The sequence below is a fragment of the Eubacteriales bacterium genome (assembly GCA_041390245.1).
In the GTDB taxonomy this organism is placed as follows: domain Bacteria; phylum Bacillota; class Clostridia; order Christensenellales; family JAWKQI01; genus JAWKQI01.
Genome location: JAWKQI010000001.1, coordinates 434,491 through 448,445, shown reverse-complemented (window position 1 = coordinate 448,445; position 13,955 = coordinate 434,491). Strand labels below are relative to the sequence as shown.

Here is a 13,955-nt window from a genome sequence, read left to right as displayed (position 1 = left end):
TAGTTGAAGAGGTTGGTTTTAATACTTATACTTTTATCTTTTGCTATAATTATTGCCGGATGTGCAGATATAAATGTTACATGTGGTGTAGATGATAGCAATAATGCTTTTATTAAGTATGAAATAGAAGTTTCAACAGATCAAGTTGAGGCTAACAATGCAACTTATATAATTAAAACACTCAATACACTCGAAGCCCATTTTAACGACCTTGGTTTTACGACTACAAGGGAAGATTTTTATTTAACTGCAGAGCTAAAGGAGCCATCAGACAATTACGATGCGGCTGTAGATAACTTAAAAAATATGCTCACAGACGAGGACATATCAATATTTTACGACGTATCCGTTCAAAAGATTACTACAGAGTATGAACAGGGATATTATGTTTCCTTAAGCGCTGATTACTCTACCTGGGTTTTGGAAAAAGGCACTGCCTATCTTCCTTCTGAAATCAAGAGCCAAATTGAGGAGTATGCAAGCAGTGAAGCCGGCACCCTGACTTTGATGCTGCCGGCCAACGAGGCTAGCTCCACAAGCGGGCAAGTAAACATCAGCAGATATACGGCAAAGACGAGTGTGCCCATAGTATTAAATAAAGAAATAAGCATAGATTTATCGACAAAAGTATCGGGAGACGGAACTGTTAAAGATAAGCTTTCCGCATCAAATATCATAACTTCTAAAATTATATTTTCTATAATTTTATGCCTGGTTTCTGCCGTATTGCTGGCTATTATGATAATAACGTTAAAAAGGTATTTTAAAGCAAAGAAGAACCACTATTGAGGTATAATATAAATAATGTGCAAAAACAATAAAGCTTATACCATAAAATTGGCAGGACATATGGCGCGAAAAACACCAGTTTTAAACGAGCATGTAAAACTATCAGAGGGTTTTACGTATGAGACTATTCCTTTAAATATAAGTGTGAAAATGGCAGGGAAATCGCATAAAGAAGGCTGCGCTTTATTATACGAAGATTTAAGATATGTAAAAGTTAAGCATCTGGGCTTTGACAATAAGGTACATAATGGTGAATTAGTTGTAAATAAGAGTATTGCTAAAGATACAGTTGAGATTTTTAAAGAGTTATACGACTTAAAATATCCTATAGAAAAGATAATCTTGATAGATGAATACAATGCAGACGACGAGGCCTCTATGGAGGATAACAACTCTTCTGCGTTTAACTTTAGAGTGATAGCTGGGACAGATATGATATCCAAACACGCATACGGGTTAGCCATAGATATAAACCCGCTATATAACCCTTATTTTTCTAAAAAAGGGGTTTTGCCTTTAGGCAGCAGGCACTTTATCGACAGAACACTTGATTTGCCGCATATGATAAACCACGATGATATCTGCTATAAAATATTTTTAAAGCATGGGTTTTATTGGGGCGGAGATTTTGAAGATTTTAAAGACTATCAGCACTTTGAGAAGTAAAAATTTATTTGGTGTATTTTTTTGTAATATCTGAATACCTTAATAGAACTTGATCTATTATCTCATCCCATCCTATGGGAAGCGTTTCATATGCCTTGACGCTTAGATGTTCCTGCAAATTTTTATCCTTTAAAAACATTTCCAATGATTCAAACAAGGACAAAGTAGTATCTACGCAAGTAAGCCCGTTTTCCAGGTTGTTTATATTTTCAGATGCCCCGGTATTTGCTATTGCGATGGCCGGAGTATACATCGCGGCTGCTTCTTGGACAACAAGGCCGGCTGTATCGTAAAGTGAAGGGAATACAAGTATTTTGGCTAAATAATAAAGTGCATCGAGCAACCGTACATCGTCTATATGGCCTGTAAATACACAATGATCATCAATCCCAAGTCTCAAAGCCTTATCTTTAATTTCACTGGTGTCTCTGCCTTGTCCGGCAAATACCAATTGAAAATCAAAGCCGTTTTGTTTAAGCATATTAGCGGCTTCAAGAGTTCTTAGGATGTTTTTCTTCCAGCTCATCTGGCCGACATATAAAAGCATGGGGGCGCCATTTAAATTGTAAAGTTTAGTTACGTCTGAAATGGCTTCTTTATCAAGAGAGCGGATGTTTGTTCCGTTAGGCACAATCTCTATGTTCCCTATATAACCATAGTCTCTTAAAGTCTGTGCCGCATCTTTACTTACAGTCCAGACTTCATCGCATTTTTCATAGAAACTTATTATATATTTAATCCCAACTTTTGAAAGGGGTTTGCTTTTTGTTATTTTATAAAAGTCGTCGTAATACTTGGAGTGGAAAGTGCCTACAAGAGGGATAGATTTTTTCTTGGAAATATAAAGCGCCTCATGGCCGGAGATAAAAGGGCTATGTGCATGAACGATATTTAACTTTATTTCATTAATACGTTTTGAATAATTATAGTCAAGGCGAGGCAAACCAACTTTATATCCCGGCATAGAGCGGAGTGGTTTACCTTTAAAATCTAACATATTAAATTTTGCTGTTTCCGCGTCATCATCATCATCTGCCATTGGGGAGATAACATAACAATTATGTCCCTTTTGGCCAATTATCTGAGCGTAATTATAGACTACACGGGAGACCCCGTCGACTATAGGCAAGAAAGAATCGCTAAATTGACCGATATTCATTAAATCACCCTTCTTATATTATAAATATTTTTTTAAAACATGCAATAAATTTAAAATTTACCTAAAGTAAGATTTTAATGCAAGAAAATCTTTTTTGAAATGCAGCGTGTAAGTTTTAAAAAGTATAAATATAAAAAGATAAATGCAATGAAAAGTATTATAGCCCAAATTGTAGTTGGTTCGGTCATCCTTAAAATGAGTTTTATTATATAACAAGTTAAAAGAGAATTTAAAACAGGTACTAAAAGCCATGAACCAAACCTAAATTTAAAATCAGTGACTTTTATTAGCCTAATTATGCTTAATGTCATATTTACGGATTTCCCGATAAATAATAAGAACAGATATCCTGTTATGCCGTAAATCGGTATTAAGACAAATATAAGTATAGTATTTATTATCGACTCAATTAAGTTATAGCACATGGAATTCACCTGTTGGTTAAGGCCGGTTAAGACGCAGTCTACAACGCAGTCTAAATACATCAATATGGTAAGCGGCGCAAGGATGTTCACAAAATTGGTCACCTGAGGTTCACCGTATATCATAGTACCTATTACATCTGAAAAACAAATGAGTGAACCGACAACTCCGGCTGCAAATAATAGGGTTGTCTTAAAGACCCGATTTAATATTCTATTGATGTTTTTAACGTTATTTGTTTCATGATATTCTGTTAGTTCAGGTATCAAAAGGCCGGCAAAGGCATATAAAAGAGTTTGCGGCAGGTATATTACAGGAAAAACCATTGCATGGACCATGCCATATTGTGAAAGGGCTTCATCGGAACTAAGGCCGTATCGCCTTAAACCAGAGGGAATGAGAAATTGGTTGGCAGAGGTAAGGCCGTTCCTTAAATATGCGCTGCCGGCAATAGGAAGCGATATTTTAAGCATGCGTTTTGTAAGGTCTGTCTTATTGTTATTAGAATATAAGTAGCGTTTGCGGTCTTTTAAGTAAATAATCAGGTATATAAAAAAAGAACAAAGTTCAGCCAGCACTTCGCCTAAAACTATTGCTACACAGGCATTTTCAATACCGGAGGGCATTAAAAATTCAAGTAGATATACAATAACTATTATTTCAATCAGCTTTTCAGATATATGTGCAATAGAATTTTTGGTTACCCGGCGTACAGCTGTAAAATATCCGTAAAATACATTAGACATCGCTATCACCGGCAAGCCGATGGCAAGGACTTTTAAAGATTTTATAGTCCTTATATCACATAGCCAGTATTCACCTATATAAGGCGCACCTAAAAACAATAAAGCTGCTGCCAAAAGCCCGAATATAATACTATAGGAAAAGCACCTTTTAAGGGCTTTTTTTACACCTGATATACGGTTTAATGCAAATTCCTCTACTACAAGCCTTGTAGTTGCAGTGCTTATACCGGAAGATGCAATAGTGATTGCAAGTATGTATACAGAGGAGATGAGCTGAAATAGTCCAAGGCCGCTTGTCCCGACCTTGTTGGTCAGATATACGTTAAAATAGATACTTATTATTCTTATAAAAAGAGCGGTGAGAGTTAATATAATTGCATTCGTTAAAAATAACTTGCTTCTTTTCATGAGGGCTCCTTTTATGTGACACTACTAAAAAAGATATGAGCAAAATAAATATAATATCTCTAAAATACCTAATTCTGTAAATTCACAAGGTTTTGCCAATAAAAATCTAATAAAAGACGAATAAATTTATATGAAAAATAAAATCGTTTTTCCAAAACAATCCATATAAACAGACGAATAATAACCACATTCTAACAAATACTACTTTTAAAAGAAGCTACTAAAATAAGGCACAGGAGGAAAAAAATCTATAATGAAAGCAACGGGAATAGTAAGAAGGATAGACGAACTTGGAAGGGTTGTTATACCAAAGGAGATAAGGCGCACCCTTAGAATACGAGAAGGAGATCCTCTTGAAATATTTACGGACAGAGAGGGCGGAATTATATTAAAAAAGTATTCTCCAGTCGGTGAGCTGATGGAGTTAGCGCGTGAGTTTGCAAATTCAATTTATAAGACAAGCGGATACACTTCAATAGTATGTGATAAGGACATGATTTTAGCAGCGGCAGGGCGTGCTAAAAAAGAGTATATTGAAAATCCTATAAGTGCTGGTTTAGAATCTGTTATTGAAAATAGAAGGTTGGTTTTATTAAGGGCATCTGAGGGACATAGTATGATAGCTATTAAAAATGGAGAGGATTTATCTAATATAGAAACCGAGGTTATTGCACCGATAATAAGTGAAGGGCAGGCAATTGGTGCGGTGCTTATGGTATCTAAAAAAGAAGAAAAAAGTATAGATGAAACCGAAGCAAAATTAGCAGAAGCTGCGGCGCATGTGCTTGGCGCACAGATGGAACAGTAAGGGCAGATAAATTTTCAGTATAAAAAAAGAGCGAAAACTAGTTAAAATTTGTTTTTCGCTCTTTTTTATAAACTTATAATATATAATTTCACATATTTAAAAAGTATGTATTTATAACGAAAAAGCATAGTTTAAAATGGTGTATTGGGGCAAAAGCCAATTGACTTTTATAGCTGCTTATTCTATAATTAAGGAAATTAAAAATTTATTCAGGAGGGCAAACATATGTTAGCTTGGGAATTTCTTATGCCCGTTAAAATCATATATGGCGCTGGAAGTGTTGAAAAATTGGAGAGCGTCATTGATAGTTTAGGGCTAAAAAAAGGTATTTTAGTAAGCGATAAGTTCTTAGTAGACAGTGGTATGGCACAGAAAATCGTTGAGTATTCAAATGGTAAATTAGTTGAAGTATTCAGTGATATAGTACCTAACCCAACAGTAGACAGCGTTGATGAATGTGCAAAAATAATCCGTGAAAAGAACCTTGAATTCGCTGTTGCATTAGGTGGCGGAAGCTCACTTGACTGTGCTAAAGCAGCTTGTGCTATTGCAAAAAGTAATGATTCTATTCGTGATTATCACACTGGCGGAAAAGTTTTAAGTAAATCAACTGCTATTCCTTTAATCGCTGTTCCTACAACTGCTGGTACAGGCAGTGAAGTAACAAAAGTAGCTGTTTTATCAGATCCTTCAAAGAACATGAAGGCTCCTATGGGTAGCCCAGTACTTTACGCTAAAATCGCATTAGTAGATTCAAAACTCACATTATCAGTTCCAAAGAGCGTTACAGCTTCAACTGGCTTAGATGTTCTTTCACACGCACTAGGTGCTTTCTGGAACAAACATCATCAGCCGATCTGTGATGCATTCGCACTCGCATCAACAAGGTTGGTTTTCCAAAACGTAGAGAAAGTTTACAACGAACCAAATAATCTAGAGGCAAGAGATAATATGATGTTAGCATCATTGTTAGCAGGTCTTGCATTTGGTACACCGGGAACAACAGCTCCTCATGCTTGCTCTTTCCCATTAACAAACGATTATCATCTACCTCATGGTGAAGCTTGTGCTTTCACACTCGATTATTTCTTAAGGCTTAATGCTGACGTCGAAGGCGGAAGATTACATAAACTTGCTCAGGACTGCGGATTTAAAGATGCGTTTGCCATGGCAGACGAACTTTTACGCTTAAAGAAAGCTATGGGAATGAAGACTACTTTAAGAGAAGCTGGCGTAAAAGAAGAAGATATCGAAAACTTAGCAAATCACAGCACACATCCTAACATTAAGAACAATCCTGTTGATATGGATCATGCAGCTTTACTTAAGATGTATAAGGCTCTTTATTAATAAGAAGTGATATCAACTAAAAACAAAAAGGCACAGGAAACTGTGCCTTTTTTAGTTTGTGTTAATCATCCTTGGCTATGGTTTCGGGCAATACAGCTTTATTTGAGCTATTTAAAAGTAAAAGCCAGGAATAGAGTGAAAAAGGCATAGCGGCAAATATATATTTTCATTTAGAAAGATAGAGAAATATTTAATATGACAAACCCATAAAGCTTTTGTTTAACCTTTATACTTTGCTCTTTTATATGGCTTAACTTCATCAGTCAACCCTAAAATGTAGTCTATGCTAGTATCGTAAAATTTGGCAAGCTTAACAAGTGAAAAGCTTGGAATGTCAAGGACGCCACTTTCATAACGTGAATATGTCGTTTGACTAACATTTAAAAGCATTGCAACTTTATTTTGGTTTAAGTCGTTATCTTCTCTTAAATTCCGTATTCTTTGATACATATAGTCCCCTCAAGAAATTATTTTATGTTATGCGGTTATTGCATATTGACTTTTATGCGAAAATCGCATAAAATGAAATACAAGAAATTAATAGACAGTATTAAGAGCGAATATAGAGGATGTTATTGTGCCCTTAAAATCAGGCATATAAACATAGAATAATAAATTTTCGGAGGTGCTTATGAAAAAAATTATTAGCCTTATAGTTGCTATGTTAATGATAGTAGCTATATTTGCAGCTTGTGGGTCGGAGGAAGAACAATCATCTAGCTCACCGGCTGGATCTGATGTAGCGGCAGGTCCTTTTGATGATGTAGAACCATTGGACGAAGAAGTTACAATCAGAATTGGGTCATTGAGTGCTATGGAATATGGTGTTATTCCTTACTTAATCGATGAACTTGGTGGATTTGAAAAAGCTAATCTTAATTTTGATGGCGTTGGACAAGTTTATGGCAATGGATCAACATTGATAGAAGCCGCGACTTCTTGGGATGTTGGTACAAGTGGACTTGGCGGTATGATGACTGGTACAATCAGCAAAGGCTGTATCCAGACTGCTCTTACTTCAAAAGATACAGGTAGCACATTCTTCTGGGCACAGCAAGATAATGCTATTACCAAAGCTGGTATTTCCAACATTGGTGGAACAAAAGAGATGTACGGAACGGCTGCAGAGTGGGAAGGCCAGGAAATTTATTATCCGAAAGGCACAACTCTTCATTACGTTTTAGCAACAGCTTTAGGAAAAATGGGATTAACCCTTGAAGATGTTAAATCAACTCAGATGGACGTTACAAGTGTTAACACAGCTTTAAGAGCTGGCACTTGCGAAGTCGGCGGAACATGGGGCAGCTTAAGCCTTGCTTCTGACATGACTGAGTTATTCGTTCCTGTAATCAGCTCAATGGACGTTGGTTGTGCATTACCGAGCGCAATGTACTGGAATCCTACGTTTTATGCAGAGCATTACGATGCAGTTGTTAAGTACACAGAATTGTACTTCAAAGCAATTGAATGGATCTATGCAAGCGAAGAGAATGCTCAAGAGCTTCTCACCGTTTGGGATGATTGGAACAGTGAAAACAGCGTTAACGTAACAGCAGCTGTTAATGCTAAATACTTAATCGATCCTAATAACAGATACTGTTCCTTAAAAGAAAACTATGACTTATTCAATGAAACAGTCACAGCTTCTGACGGGACGGAAATGAGCGGTTTTGAAAACTTGACGTATGAGCCGTTGAAGTTCTTAGTATCAGTTGGAAGCTTTAAAGAAGATTCCCTTGCAACATTCTTAGATGGAAAGTGCAATGGCGATGCAGTTACAGAAGTATACGAGAATATTTTCCAGGATTCAGACGCATACTACAGTGGTATTGACTGGCTCGACAATTGGGTATACGAAGAATAATCTAAATTAAAAATAAAAAAACCTGGGTTTAACCCGGGTTTTTTTATTTTTAATTTAAAACGGCTAAAATGGCTTTTGTTTTTTAAAATTTAAAACGGAGGGCTTTTTTATTAATACTTTAGATAGATTACCTGAAAACAAAGATTTTAAATGAATTTAAGTATAATATAAATTAAGGCGAGGGTTTTATAATTGCGTTTACATAATCTGCAAAATAAATATCGAATTTTTCCGGGAAATAACAAAAGGAGTGTGAAATTGTTTTTAAATTTTATTAAGCATCTCTTTATTTTTAAAAATTAGACATAAATAAAGTTAAGTATTTAATAAACAGTATAAAAAGTTAAAAACAAAAGAGGCAAGATATTCTTGCCTCTTTTGTTTAATTTGAAACTTATTTAAGCACCGAAATCTATATTAATACATCCCTGGCATTCCACCTGGAGCTGTAGGCATTGCCGGCTCTGGAGCCGGGATGTCGGTTACCAGGCTTTCGGTCGTCAACAGTATAGATGATATACTGCAGGCGTTTTGGAGCGCTGTACGTGTAACCTTTGTTGGGTCTATTATACCTTTTTCAACCATATTTACATATTCACCTGTTGAAACGTCAAATCCAAATGCGGCATCTTTTGAATTCGTTATTTTTTCTATGATGACGCTTCCTTCAAGGCCGGCATTGGCCGTTATCTGGCGGACAGGCTCTTCAATTGCACGAAGTACTATCTGTAAACCTGTCTTTTCGTCTCCAACAGCTTTCTTTATAGCAGCCTTAAGAGAAGACATAGCTGAAAGAAGTGCTACACCACCGCCAGGTACTATACCTTCTTCAACAGCAGCACGTGTTGCGGCAAGTGCGTCTTCTATTCTCATCTTTATTTCTTTCATTTCCGTTTCAGTTGCGGCACCTACCTGGATTACGGCAACACCACCAGATAACTTAGCAAGCCTTTCCTGAAGTTTCTCTTTGTCGTATTCGGAGGTTGTATCCTCGATCTGGGAACGTATGGAAGCGATCCTTGCTTTGATAGCTTCTTTGTCGCCCATGCCTTCGACTATAGTGGTGTTTTCTTTGTCTATCTTTACCTGTCTGGCTGTACCTAACATTTCGATCTTAGTATCTTTTATATCCATTCCAAGTTCTTCGGATATAACCTGGCCACCTGTCAAAATAGCTATGTCCTGAAGCATTGCTTTCCTTCTGTCGCCGAATCCTGGAGCTTTAACAGCTACACATGTGAAAGTTCCGCGCAGTTTGTTGACTATAAGTGTTGCCAAAGCTTCGCCTTCTACGTCTTCTGCAATTAAGAGAAGTTTTTTGCCCTGCTGTACTATCTGTTCTAAGACAGGGAGGATTTCTTGTATATTGCTTATCTTCTTGTCTGTTATCATAATGAGCGGATTATCTAAAACCGCTTCCATCTTTTCAGTGTCTGTAACCATGTATGCAGAAGCATATCCACGGTCGAACTGCATACCTTCTACAACGGCTAAGTCTGTTTTCATGGTCTTGGATTCTTCAACGGTTATAACTCCGTCGTTGCCGACTTTCTCCATAGCGCTAGCTATTAAAGAACCGATCTGCTCATCTGCTGCAGATATTGAAGCCACCTGAGCGATTGCCTTTGAACCTTCTATTGGTTTGCTTATGTCTTTGAGTGAATCAACAGCTATGTCTGCTGCCTTTAAAATACCTCTTTTAAGCCCCATTGGGTTTGCACCTGCGACAACGTTTTTTAAACCTTCGCGTATAATTGCCTGGGCTAAAAGTGTAGCTGTTGTGGTTCCGTCGCCGGCTACGTCATTTGTTTTAGTTGCAACTTCTTTTATAAGCTGAGCACCCATGTTTTCAAATGGGTCTTCAAGTTCGATTTCCTTAGCTATAGTAACACCATCATTTGTGATCATCGGAGAACCAAATTTCTTGTCTAAAACGACGTTTCTGCCTTTTGGCCCAAGTGTTATTTTAACTGTATCTGCTAATTTATTTACGCCTACTTCAAGTGAACGGCGTGCATCTTCCCCAAATTTAAGCTGTTTTGCCATAAGTATCTCCTCCTATTTGATTACTCGATTACTGCCAGAATGTCGCTTTGGCGGACTATTATATACTCTTTTCCGTCCATTTTTATGTCTGTTCCGGCATATTTTGAAAATATTACTTTGTCACCTGACTTAACATTCATTTTTATTTCTTTTCCATCTACGTTCCCGCCAGGGCCAACTGCAACTACTTCAGCCATCTGCGGTTTTTCTTTTGCTGTTCCGGGAAGGACTATTCCGCTTTTAGTTGTCTCTTCCGTTTCTAAACTTTTAATAACGACTCTGTCGCCTAATGGTTTTATTGACATATGTAAACCTCCTTATATAAGTTATAAAAGATTTATTAGCACTCATAGATGATGAGTGCTAACGCTTACATATATAATAAATGTAGCCTAAAGTTAAGGCAAATGATGTAAATTTTAGTATTTGTATATATTTGGTTATTTTTTTAAAATAAATGAAAATTAATAACGCTAACTATGTATATCTTCCAAATACTTCAAAAATCGTAATTATCTAATGAAATAATAAAAGTTGTTATTTTGCTTAAGTTATTTTATAATCTACTTAATAAAACTAAGTAGAGGGAGAAGATATGGATAAGTGGGATAAACGGTTTATGGAACTTACCGAAAGCATTTCTAAGTGGTCTAGTTGTATACGGGACGGCAGGAACGTTGGGGCTATCATCGTTAAGGACAAGCGTATAATGACAACGGGATATAACGGCGCACCGGCAGGGTTTTTAAGCTGTAAAGACAAAGGCGAATGTTTAAGAGACAAGCTTAAGATAAAGTCTGGTACCATGCAGGAATTATGCTATGCCATACATGCCGAGCAAAACGCGATAATACAAGCAGCTAAACTTGGCATCTCTATAGACGGAGGAACACTTTATTGCACACATCAGCCCTGTGTTATATGCACTAAGATGATAATAAATGCAGGCATCCGCCGTATAGTCTACAAAAATCCTTATCCTGACATATTTTCAAGGGAGCTTTTAGAGGCAGCAGAAGTTGCAGTGGAAAAGTATGACGATCTTTGCGATTAAACGCGTAGTTGACTTGCGGCACTGATTTATTATATATTAAAAGGCAGTTGAATTTTGGGGTTAAATTAAGATGGATAAAAAAACAATAAAAAAACAGACTACTAAATTTTTAGTGGATAACATAGTTATATCAATAATGATTATAGCGGTGATCTTCTGCTTTTTTTATATGCGTATATATGCGCACGGCCTTTTGGTCGCAATTTTGGGCAGCTTAATAGTCATTGGGCTATTAATATACCTGTATTTTAGTATACGGACCATAGCCAGGATAATGGCGGACGTCCACCGTGGCAATTTAGAGGAACACGAGGGAGATATAGCACACTATGTGCCTGACCTCCGCTACGATATATCGTTTTTTATGCCCGGAAAAACCTATGTTGGGTTAAAATTTAGAGAAAGAAAAGAAGACAGATTTAAAATGGCTCATCCGCCTGAAGATTTTAAACTTAAAAAGTTTATGCGAGTTAGGGCAATTTATCTGCCTAAATCCAAGATAATCGTTTCACTTGAGCTTATCGAAGATTGGTCTGAAGAAATGAAAAGAGCACTTAATGAAAAAGAGTGTGAGTGATAAATTAAAAAAGCGCCTAGAATAGGCACTTTTTTTTGTGCTAAAAAATTTTTTAAGACAAGTTATACTATTTTTAAATCCCTTGACATAACTATTAAATACATAAGATAAAAAGGTTTTAGGAGGGATTTGAGTTTTGAGGCACGGACGAAACGAACCCGGAAAAAGGAAGTTTGGAAGTTGGATTTTGATTTTGGTTTTAATCGCCGGAGTTATATATGTTATTTTTGCAACATCTGCGGGTGAGTGGCTGGCAGAAAACGTAGCAAACCCTGTATTTTCAGTATTTTCAAGCAGCGCAAGCCCCTCTCCTTCCAGTAGCGTATCGAGTACATCGTCGCAGGCTGTTACAGATAAAGTCACCATAGAGGAGAATACTTATTACGCGCTTCAGTATGGCATTTTCGCGGACAAGGATAATGCTGCTACAGCTGCAAGTTACATAAAAGCACGCGGCGGGGCAGGCTACCTGCGTACCGAGGACGATAAATACAGGTGCATTATAGCTACATTTAAAACCAAAAGCGACGCGGATGCTGTTAAGGAAAACTTAGAAAGCGAAGACATTTCTACTATCGTACGTGAAGTTAAGAGCGAGGAGCTGAGTTTTAATATAACCGCATCTGAAACGCAGACGCAAAGCATTAAAAACTCTATAGAGGGAGTACTAAGCGCTGCCGATAAGCTAATAGAGCTAAGTATAAAAAACGATAAAGGCGAGGATATCAAAGACGACCTTGATACCCTGGCAGAGGATTTAGATACAATATACCAGGACATAAACTCTTTGACGGAAAATGAAGGCGGGGAGATAGCAAAGATAAAATCTATAGTTTCAACAGTTAAAAATACCGTCGATGATTTAAATGAAAATTATACGAAGCCAACGACGGGATATTTGGCATATGCTGCAACGGATACAGTTTACGCAGTATGCGATTTTATAAATTCATTTTCTTAAAGACCAAATAAATTATGAAAGGGCCGATAAGGATAAAGGCGCCGTTAGTAAAAAATACTCTTAACTTCGGTGCCTATTTATGGTTTAATGATATCATGGTAGATGTAAGAAAACTCACAAAAAAATCTTATTTTACAGTTTTGACGGGCGAAGCAGGTTTGGATAATGAAATAACCTCAGCATGTGCGGGCGACCTTTTAAGCCACATAATGTTTAAAGGTAAAAAAGGCAGCGTATGGGTAACCGTAAAAACACATTTAAATGTGGTTGCCGTGGCAGTGATGCGCGAATTTGCATGTATTATAATACCGGATGGCATAGAGGTGCCGGACGAGACCATTGAAGCTGCTGAAAGCAAGGGTATGCCGATAATTGGAAGCGAAAAAACCGAATTTGAAATATGCAGTATTTTGTATAAACTTGGCATCAGACCATAAAAAATTACATTTTTAAGCTGGATTTATATAAATCAGCCAAAAAAAAATATATTTTTATAAAAATAAAGTAAAAAATCCGACAATATTTGTAAAAAGATAGTGCAAAGTATTTTTTTTTGTGATAAAGTAAAAGAAGTGAGCTAATTTTTAAAATAGATTTTAAATTATAATTTTAAGGAGGAAAGTCTCAATGGTTAATGCAGCTTTAGACAAAGAAAAATTTGATGAGCTACAAAAGTACATTGACGAATTGCAGGGGCAAAAGGGCATGCTGATGCCAGTCATGCAAAAAGCACAAGAAATTTTCGGCTATTTACCAATAGAGGTGCAAAATTTTATAGCTGAAAATCTTGGAATATCTTTAAGTGAGGTTTTTGGCGTAGCTACGTTTTATGCGCAGTTTGCAATAGAGCCTAAGGGTAAACATTTAGTTGGTGTATGCCTTGGAACTGCTTGCTACGTTAAGAATTCTGAGGGGATTTTAAGCAGATTGTGTGACGAATTAAACGTAAAGCCGGGTACAACTACCAAAGACGGGAAGTTTACTCTTGAGCCTACACGTTGTCTCGGTTGCTGCAGTTTAGCACCTGTCATGATGATCGACGATCAGGTATTCGGCAGGCTGACAGTTGATAAAGTTCCGGAAATTTTAAAGAAATTTAATTAA

General features: G+C 36.8%; 15 protein-coding genes. 10 read left to right on the top strand and 5 right to left on the bottom strand.

Annotation, left to right across the window (positions count from 1 at the left end; translation table 11 throughout):
* Positions 1–3 precede the first annotated feature (3 nt).
* Positions 4–789 (top strand): hypothetical protein, encoded by a 786-nt coding sequence (locus R2876_02325; GenBank protein ID MEZ4357454.1) that lies wholly within the window; start codon positions 4–6, stop codon positions 787–789.
* A gap of 60 nt (positions 790–849) precedes the next feature.
* Entirely contained in the window at positions 850–1,455 is a 606-nt protein-coding gene (locus R2876_02320) for a M15 family metallopeptidase (GenBank protein ID MEZ4357453.1), read from the top strand.
* Positions 1,456–1,459: 4 nt separating this feature from the next.
* Here the strand turns inward: R2876_02320 and R2876_02315 are convergent, their stop codons facing one another.
* Both R2876_02315 and R2876_02310 read right to left on the bottom strand, forming a co-directional pair.
* Positions 1,460–2,614 carry a glycosyltransferase gene (locus R2876_02315; GenBank protein ID MEZ4357452.1) on the bottom strand — a complete coding sequence of 385 codons (1,155 nt, stop codon included), beginning with the start codon at positions 2,612–2,614 and terminating at the stop codon, positions 1,460–1,462.
* A 74-nt stretch (positions 2,615–2,688) separates the two neighbouring features.
* Positions 2,689–4,191, bottom strand: a complete 1,503-nt coding sequence (locus R2876_02310; protein ID MEZ4357451.1) for an oligosaccharide flippase family protein — start codon at positions 4,189–4,191, stop codon at positions 2,689–2,691.
* A gap of 253 nt (positions 4,192–4,444) precedes the next feature.
* Here R2876_02310 and spoVT point away from each other — a divergent pair, with 253 nt between their 5' ends.
* Positions 4,445–4,999: a stage V sporulation protein T gene (gene spoVT, locus R2876_02305; protein MEZ4357450.1), complete on the top strand. Its 555-nt coding sequence runs from the start codon at positions 4,445–4,447 to the stop codon at positions 4,997–4,999.
* Between the two features lie 246 nt (positions 5,000–5,245).
* The gene (locus R2876_02300) at positions 5,246–6,349 is read left to right on the top strand and encodes an iron-containing alcohol dehydrogenase family protein (GenBank protein ID MEZ4357449.1); all 1,104 of its coding nucleotides are present in this window, start codon (positions 5,246–5,248) and stop codon (positions 6,347–6,349) included.
* Between the two features lie 219 nt (positions 6,350–6,568).
* On the opposite strand, the gene R2876_02295 is transcribed toward R2876_02300, so the two are convergent.
* Entirely contained in the window at positions 6,569–6,799 is a 231-nt protein-coding gene (locus R2876_02295; GenBank protein MEZ4357448.1) for a helix-turn-helix transcriptional regulator, read from the bottom strand.
* A gap of 469 nt (positions 6,800–7,268) precedes the next feature.
* On the opposite strand from R2876_02295, the gene R2876_02290 reads away from it, so the two are divergent.
* A complete protein-coding gene (locus R2876_02290) occupies positions 7,269–8,213 on the top strand; it encodes a hypothetical protein (protein MEZ4357447.1) in 945 nt (314 codons plus the stop codon).
* Between the two features lie 417 nt (positions 8,214–8,630).
* On the opposite strand, the gene groL is transcribed toward R2876_02290, so the two are convergent.
* Together groL and groES are read right to left on the bottom strand one after the other, a co-directional pair.
* Entirely contained in the window at positions 8,631–10,259 is a 1,629-nt protein-coding gene (gene groL / locus R2876_02285) for a chaperonin GroEL (GenBank protein ID MEZ4357446.1), read from the bottom strand.
* Positions 10,260–10,279: 20 nt separating this feature from the next.
* Positions 10,280–10,564: a co-chaperone GroES gene (groES, locus tag R2876_02280; GenBank protein MEZ4357445.1), complete on the bottom strand. Its 285-nt coding sequence runs from the start codon at positions 10,562–10,564 to the stop codon at positions 10,280–10,282.
* Positions 10,565–10,854: 290 nt separating this feature from the next.
* Between groES and R2876_02275 the strand changes: the two genes are divergently transcribed.
* The 5 genes from R2876_02275 to nuoE all read left to right on the top strand — a co-directional run bounded on the left by R2876_02275 (position 10,855) and on the right by nuoE (position 13,955).
* Entirely contained in the window at positions 10,855–11,313 is a 459-nt protein-coding gene (locus tag R2876_02275; protein ID MEZ4357444.1) for a cytidine/deoxycytidylate deaminase family protein, read from the top strand.
* Positions 11,314–11,383: 70 nt separating this feature from the next.
* Positions 11,384–11,890, top strand: coding sequence for a hypothetical protein (locus R2876_02270; protein MEZ4357443.1), 507 nt, complete (start codon positions 11,384–11,386; stop codon positions 11,888–11,890).
* 136 nt (positions 11,891–12,026) lie between these two features.
* Positions 12,027–12,851: an SPOR domain-containing protein gene (locus R2876_02265; GenBank protein MEZ4357442.1), complete on the top strand. Its 825-nt coding sequence runs from the start codon at positions 12,027–12,029 to the stop codon at positions 12,849–12,851.
* A gap of 14 nt (positions 12,852–12,865) precedes the next feature.
* Complete coding sequence (locus tag R2876_02260) at positions 12,866–13,288, top strand: AraC family transcriptional regulator (protein MEZ4357441.1); 423 nt, start codon at positions 12,866–12,868, stop codon at positions 13,286–13,288.
* A 190-nt stretch (positions 13,289–13,478) separates the two neighbouring features.
* The gene (gene nuoE / locus R2876_02255) at positions 13,479–13,955 is read left to right on the top strand and encodes an NADH-quinone oxidoreductase subunit NuoE (protein MEZ4357440.1); all 477 of its coding nucleotides are present in this window, start codon (positions 13,479–13,481) and stop codon (positions 13,953–13,955) included.

What these genes read in the sequence shown, in the direction of transcription:
- R2876_02320 (MEZ4357453.1), top strand. Translation starts at nt 850, where the DNA reads ATGGCGCGAAAAACACCAGTTTTAAACGAGCATGTAAAACTATCAGAG.
- R2876_02315 (MEZ4357452.1), bottom strand. Translation starts at nt 2,614, where the DNA reads ATGAATATCGGTCAATTTAGCGATTCTTTCTTGCCTATAGTCGACGGG.
- R2876_02310 (MEZ4357451.1), bottom strand. Translation starts at nt 4,191, where the DNA reads ATGAAAAGAAGCAAGTTATTTTTAACGAATGCAATTATATTAACTCTC.
- spoVT (MEZ4357450.1), top strand. Translation starts at nt 4,445, where the DNA reads ATGAAAGCAACGGGAATAGTAAGAAGGATAGACGAACTTGGAAGGGTT.
- R2876_02300 (MEZ4357449.1), top strand. Translation starts at nt 5,246, where the DNA reads ATGCCCGTTAAAATCATATATGGCGCTGGAAGTGTTGAAAAATTGGAG.
- R2876_02295 (MEZ4357448.1), bottom strand. Translation starts at nt 6,799, where the DNA reads ATGTATCAAAGAATACGGAATTTAAGAGAAGATAACGACTTAAACCAA.
- groL (MEZ4357446.1), bottom strand. Translation starts at nt 10,259, where the DNA reads ATGGCAAAACAGCTTAAATTTGGGGAAGATGCACGCCGTTCACTTGAA.
- groES (MEZ4357445.1), bottom strand. Translation starts at nt 10,564, where the DNA reads ATGTCAATAAAACCATTAGGCGACAGAGTCGTTATTAAAAGTTTAGAA.
- R2876_02275 (MEZ4357444.1), top strand. Translation starts at nt 10,855, where the DNA reads ATGGATAAGTGGGATAAACGGTTTATGGAACTTACCGAAAGCATTTCT.
- R2876_02270 (MEZ4357443.1), top strand. Translation starts at nt 11,384, where the DNA reads ATGGATAAAAAAACAATAAAAAAACAGACTACTAAATTTTTAGTGGAT.
- R2876_02260 (MEZ4357441.1), top strand. Translation starts at nt 12,866, where the DNA reads ATGAAAGGGCCGATAAGGATAAAGGCGCCGTTAGTAAAAAATACTCTT.
- nuoE (MEZ4357440.1), top strand. Translation starts at nt 13,479, where the DNA reads ATGGTTAATGCAGCTTTAGACAAAGAAAAATTTGATGAGCTACAAAAG.